The organism is Desulfobaculum sp., assembly GCF_054921475.1.
Genome location: NZ_JBUDSW010000228.1, coordinates 1 through 5,895 on the forward strand (window position 1 = coordinate 1; position 5,895 = coordinate 5,895).

At 59.1% G+C, this 5,895-nt stretch carries 4 protein-coding genes; 2 read left to right on the top strand and 2 right to left on the bottom strand.

The window, feature by feature from the left end; genetic code table 11:
* Positions 1-1,063: 1,063 nt before the first annotated feature.
* On the bottom strand, positions 1,064-1,642 hold the full coding sequence (locus tag ACY69P_RS13250; protein WP_459897688.1) for a TetR/AcrR family transcriptional regulator: 579 nt from the start codon (positions 1,640-1,642) through the stop codon (positions 1,064-1,066).
* A gap of 730 nt (positions 1,643-2,372) precedes the next feature.
* Here ACY69P_RS13250 and ACY69P_RS13255 point away from each other — a divergent pair.
* Positions 2,373-2,564, top strand: coding sequence for a hypothetical protein (locus ACY69P_RS13255; protein ID WP_462327812.1), 192 nt, complete (start codon positions 2,373-2,375; stop codon positions 2,562-2,564).
* A gap of 106 nt (positions 2,565-2,670) precedes the next feature.
* Here the strand turns inward: ACY69P_RS13255 and asnS are convergent, their stop codons facing one another.
* The gene (gene asnS / locus ACY69P_RS13260; RefSeq protein WP_462327813.1) at positions 2,671-4,062 is read right to left on the bottom strand and encodes an asparagine--tRNA ligase; all 1,392 of its coding nucleotides are present in this window, start codon (positions 4,060-4,062) and stop codon (positions 2,671-2,673) included.
* Between the two features lie 229 nt (positions 4,063-4,291).
* Here asnS and ftsY point away from each other — a divergent pair, with 229 nt between their 5' ends.
* Positions 4,292-5,806 (top strand): signal recognition particle-docking protein FtsY, encoded by a 1,515-nt coding sequence (ftsY, locus tag ACY69P_RS13265; RefSeq protein ID WP_462327814.1) that lies wholly within the window; start codon positions 4,292-4,294, stop codon positions 5,804-5,806.
* The last annotated feature ends 89 nt before the right edge of the window (positions 5,807-5,895 follow it).

Consider the following 5,895-nt stretch of genomic DNA (forward strand, 5'->3'; position numbering starts at 1 on the left):
ACATTTCTCGAAATCGTCTCGATTCGCTATTTAATTGTCAAAGACCAAAGCCTTTCGACGCGGTGCGTCGTTGCGAGTGGCGTTTCTATCGGAGCAGCAAGGCCCCGTCAACACCTTTTTTCAACTTTTTTCAAAGCCCCTTGCGAACCTTTCGGCCGCAACGAGGTGAGCTAAATAATCAGACTTCCCAGCCTGCGTCAACCCCCTCATGAAGCTTTTTTTCAAGCGCCGCCAGAAGCTCTCGCTTCTCTCGGCGGGTCGCACTGTCTAGCCCCGTTGGACCAGCCCGTCAACCCGTTTTGTTCGCTTTTTTCAAATTGCCACCGACGTCGGTTTCAAACCTTTCGTCGCGGCGGAGGGCGTTTCTATGAAAATCACCCCACCCCGTCAACACCTTTTTGAAGTTTTCTCAAACATTCTCCACCCCATATCCCGGGAACCCGCATGAATGCTCGGTTTGCGCTCTCGCGCAGGAAGAGGGGGAAGATGCCTCCGGCGGGTTAAGGGAATGATTCCCTTAACAATCCCCAGGTTTTCGGGCCAGAAGCTGGCCCGAAAATGGGGTTGGGTGGGTTGAGCCTCAACGCTCTCACCCCTCCCGCCCATATACTATATAATGGCCACACCCTCTTCACTCTCCCCATCTTCACTCAAACAGGGATCCTCACCGCCCATCCGGAGCACCAAAGCCCCCCCAAAAAATCCTCTCCCATCCACAAGCCCGGGAGCCACTCAGGGGTGACGACAGTACCCGCCAAAGGAAGCCGGTCTGTGCGCAAAGGGGATATCTAAGGGCCCGCGGCCCTTAGACCGCCGGAGGCAAACAAAAAGCCCTGCAGCCCCACCACTCGCTCCACCCGCACCTTTCCCGCCATCCTCGTACCACCACCCATATTGCCTCACGTCGTCTCACATCATCTCTCCTCCCCTACACACATTCCCGCGCCCGCCACCTCGCCAATCTACACCACACCACACAACCGCACTCTGCCAAAGCGTGCCACGAAAAAGCCCCGCTGCCGGTGTTGGCAACGGGGCTGAAAAGCGTGATCGGGCCGCTGGCTTATTGGGGCTTGGCGGCGATGCTTCGGGTGACGAACTGGTAGATGTCGTCATACATGGTCTCGGGATAATAGGGGGTCAGCAGGCGGGTACGTACGCCGCCGACGAGGTTACACTGAATGGCGGTAGAGGTCTCCTCGATGGGGAGGTCGCGAATGGTGCCGTCTTTGACGCCGCGTTCGACGCTGGCCTTGAGGGTTTCGAGCACTTCGGTGAACTTGTGCTCCATCTCCTGCCTGTCGTCTCGGGTTTTGACGTCACTGTATGGCGAACAGCGAATGAGCACGAGGAAGTGCTCGTCGGGATCGATGGAAAACTCGAAATATTTGTGAACGAAGCGCTGGACGGCGTCGAGACCGTTCTCGGCAGGTGCGACGGCTTCGTTGAGTTGATCGACGAGGTGATGGAGTACGTCCATACCTGCGGCGATGAAGAGTTTTTCCTTGTTCCCGTAGTGATGGGTCAACAGTCCCAGCGCAACGCCGGCTTTCTCCGAGATTTTTTTAAACGTTGTCTCGGAATACCCGTACACACCGAAGAGTTCTTTGGCTGCTTCCAGCAAGAGTTCTTTTTTCGTCATGGTCACTACCGCGTGCTCCCTTAATGCTCTCTACCCTTGGCGCGGCAAGTGCTGCGCCTCTCCCCCAGCCTCTGACAGGGGCGTGCTCTTAGGGGAAAACCTGTTAAACGTTATGCACCAAACCGTCAATATCCCCAAGGCAGAAGACCGCCCTTACAGCCCCCGCGCTGACAAAAGACAAACCCCCTTGGACAAGGGGGTTTGCAGAGGAGGTGTTACTCAACACGATATAAAAACGCCCAAGGAAGTTTGAGCTTGAAGCCGAAAATTTGCGGTGTGATGAAATGCGCGCATGCTGTGTACCGTGCGTGCCGGATGGCGCCTTGCGCCGCGGCGTGCCTGAAGTGCAGTCAAGCCGGAGCGGTGAAGCAACCGCCCCGGCGGACTGTCTGTGCACTCAACCAATTCTCATGGTCACTGCCGGAACACCCGCATGTCCATAGCGGGCAGCAACGGATTATCGTTCAACCTCTGCCACTTGTCGCCTGTTCCCATAAGGAAACCATGTTCCGGCAAATATTGCGAAGCACGTGCGTGCGTCATTTCAATCATCATGTCAGCGGGCGTTGATTGAACACACAACCAACTGACAATTCCTTTTTACGACCAGTCCCTGCATCCTGTCAAGCGTCTTTCTTCACAAGACTCGGCGATGGGCGCAAAAACGCACGCTACGGCTTCAATCGAACTGAAGTCCATGCTACTGTGCACAAGAAAGGAGGGGGAATTCATGCCTTGGGACCCAAAACAGCCCGACCGACGCAAAGGGGAACGTCGTCAAGACGACGAGAGAAGACGCAACATACAAGACAGACGGTCCATTGAGGACCCGCTTGATATTGTGGAGCGCCGCCGTAACGAACGCCGCAGCGAGGATGAGCGCCGAAGCGGCGAAGACCGGCGCAAGGACGACAACAGCTAGACACAAGGCCGGGCCCCCGGCTGCATCACCACGTTCAAAAAAGAAGCGCCCCGATGGTCGACACCGGGGCGCTGTTGTTCTCTGACGCGGGACAGGCCCGACGGGATTAGAATTCGAGATGCTTGGGCGTACGGGGGCAGGGGATGACGTCGCGGATGTTGGCAACGCCGGTCACCATCATAAGCAGACGCTCGAAACCCATGCCAAAGCCTGCGTGGGGCACGGAGCCAAAACGGCGCAGGTCCATGTACCACCAATAATCCTCTTCGGTGAGGCCAAGCTCCTTGATGCGCTCCTTGAGAACGTCGAGGCGCTCCTCGCGCTGGCTACCGCCGATAAGCTCACCAACTCTGGGGACAAGGATATCCATGGCGGCGACGGTCTTGCCGTCGTCATTCATGCGCATGTAGAAGGCCTTAATGTCCTTGGGGTAATCATAGACGATTACGGGACGCTTGAAATGCTCGTCAGTGAGAAAGCGCTCGTGCTCGGTCTGCAGGTCCACGCCCCACTCGACGGGATATTCGAAGCGGCTCTTGCCCTTCTTGGTCTTGGCATTCTTTTTCAGAATTTCAATGGCCTCGGTGTAGGGCAGGCGCACGAACTCGTTGTTCTCAATGGAGTCGAGGGTCTCGGTGAGGCCTTTGTCCACCCACTTGGCGAAGAGTTCGAGGTCTTCGGCGCAGTGCTTACGCAGGTGACCGACCACGCTCTTGATAAAGGCTTCGCCAAGGTCCATGTCGTCGGACAGGTCAGCGAAGGCCATTTCCGGCTCAACCATCCAAAACTCAGCGGCGTGCCGAGGCGTGTTGGAATTTTCGGCGCGGAAGGTGGGGCCGAAGGTGTACACGTCGCCAAGGGAGGTGGCGAAGATTTCCGCGGTCAGCTGGCCGGACACGGTGAGGGCGGCTTCCTGCCCGAAGAAGTCATTCTCGGGGGCTTTGGCCTCGGCACTGGCGGGGTCGAGGGTGGTCACGCGGAACATTTCGCCCGCGCCCTCGCAGTCGGAGCCGGTGATGATGGGCGAGTGCACGTAGGCAAAGCCGTTGTCGTGGAAAAATTTATGGATGGCGTAGGACGCCTCGGAACGGATGCGGAAGATTGCGCCAAACTTGTTGGTCCGCGGGCGCAGGTGCGCGATGGAGCGCAAAAATTCATCCGAATGGCGCTTCTTCTGCAGGGGGAAGGTCTCGGGGTCGGCCTCGCCGACAACCTTGATGCCGGCGGCGCGCACTTCCCACTTCTGGCCCTTGCCGGGGGATTCCACAAGGGCGCCTTCCACAGCGATGGAGGCACCGGTAGTCACTTTATCAATGGCGTCCCAGCCGGGAATGCCCTCGTCAGCAATGACCTGAATGTTCATGAGGCAGGATCCATCGTTGAGCTCGATGAAGGCAAACCCCTTGTTTTCCCGCTTGGTACGGACCCAGCCCTTGACCACAATGTTCTCTACCGGCGCTGTAGCTTCCAGCGCCTGACGGACGCGAAGGCGATTCATCTGCATCTCCTGACAACTGTTCTCTCTAATGGTATGCCCAAGCCTCGCACTTGACGGAATCCGGCATCTGGGCAAAGTAACCCGGACCGACCACACGCCATGGCCGAGCACGTCCTATTAATGACTTGGCCGACGGCTACGCTGTATACGATTTTTTCATGAACCGCCACATCAGGGCGCTGCGCGAGTTGTCGCCTCCGCCGCGCGTCATCACAAAGGGGACTCCGATATGGGCTTCTTCTCCAAGCTGAAATTCTGGGAAAAAGACAAGAAAAAAGAGGCGGATACCGCGCCGGAACATGTTGCAGAGGATGCCAGCGTCCAGCAGCCCCCCGCGGAAGAGCCCGCGCCCGCGGAGCCTGCGTCACCCACGCAGACTGCTGAAGAAACGCCCACCGCGCCCCAGCCCGAGGCCGCAGCGCCCGAAGTCCCTGCCGCTGCGCACGCGGACGAGGAAGAGCCTGCCCCCTCCCCCGCCACGCCCACACCGGCGAGGGCGCCGGAGCCGGAGGCCCTTGCCCCCGAGGAAACTCCTCTGCGCGCCGAAGAACCGTGGCAGCAGGAGCTCACCCTCAAACTGCGCGAGGCCGAACCCCGCCTGTCCGAGTGGCTGACGCTTGTCCTTGAGGGCGTTTCGGAAAAAAGCCCGGAACTGTGGACGCGCCTGCGCTTTTTGTTCCGCGCCCTTGGCGCGCCCGAGGCCGAGGCCGACGACTTTATCCAGCGCTTCGACAGCTGGCTGGACATGATGGAATACGAGATGGTGGAGGACTTCCGCTCGGAGCTCCAATACCGCCTTGCCCTTGCGCTGGACCTTGAGGACGAAGAGGACGAGCGCAGCCGCCTGTTCCTGAAGCTGTCCGAAGGCCTTGAAAAGACCAAAGAAAAAATCTCCCGCCAGATCGAGGGCCTGCTGTCCAGCCACGACACCATGGACGACGCCTTCTGGGAAGAGCTGGAAGAAATCCTCATCATGGCGGACGTGGGCTACGAGGCCACGACCCAGCTGGTGGAGAACCTGCGCGAACGCGTACGCAAGGCCGGCACCACCGACCCGTCGGACTTCAAGGCCCTGATGCGCGAGGAACTGGAAGACGTCTTCAAGACCGAGCGCCGCATCTCCGCCGTGAACCCGCCCGAAGTTGTGCTGATGATTGGCGTCAACGGTGCGGGCAAGACCACCACCATTGCCAAGCTGGCGCACCGCGCGCAGATGCAGGGCAAAAAAGTGCTGGTGGCGGCTGGCGACACCTTCCGCGCCGCCGCGCTGGAACAGCTGGAAGTGTGGGCCGGACGCGTTGGCGCTGGCTTTTACGGCAAAGGCGAAGGCGCGGACCCCGCAGCTGTAGCCTACGAGGCCGTCGATATCGCCATCCGCGACGGCTACGACATGATTTTTGTGGATACGGCAGGCCGCCTGCACACCAAGGTGGACCTGATGGACGAGCTGAACAAAATCTATAAGGTGCTGGGCAAAAAGCACCCCGGTGCGCCCCACCGCAGCATCCTCGTCCTGGATGCCACCACCGGTCAGAATGCGCTGTCGCAGGTGAAGCTGTTCTCCGAGTCCTGCGGCATTGATGAAATTGTTCTGACCAAGCTGGACGGCACGGCCAAGGGCGGCGTTGTTGTTGCCATTGCCCTGCAGTACGGCGTGCCCATTACCTTTATAGGCCTTGGGGAAAAGATGGAGGACCTGCGCCCCTTCAACGGGCAGGACTTCGCCACCGCCCTCTTGGGCTAGCACGCCACAACCGACCATCACGCGCCCCTGCCATGCGGGGGCGCTTTTTTTTGGCCAACGGGGCGCTCATCGCCAAACGCAAAACGCAA

Coding starts and splice junctions, on each gene's coding strand:
- ACY69P_RS13250 (WP_459897688.1), bottom strand. CDS start 1,642: ATGACGAAAAAAGAACTCTTGCTGGAAGCAGCCAAAGAACTCTTCGGT.
- ACY69P_RS13255 (WP_462327812.1), top strand. CDS start 2,373: ATGCCTTGGGACCCAAAACAGCCCGACCGACGCAAAGGGGAACGTCGT.
- asnS (WP_462327813.1), bottom strand. CDS start 4,062: ATGAATCGCCTTCGCGTCCGTCAGGCGCTGGAAGCTACAGCGCCGGTA.
- ftsY (WP_462327814.1), top strand. CDS start 4,292: ATGGGCTTCTTCTCCAAGCTGAAATTCTGGGAAAAAGACAAGAAAAAA.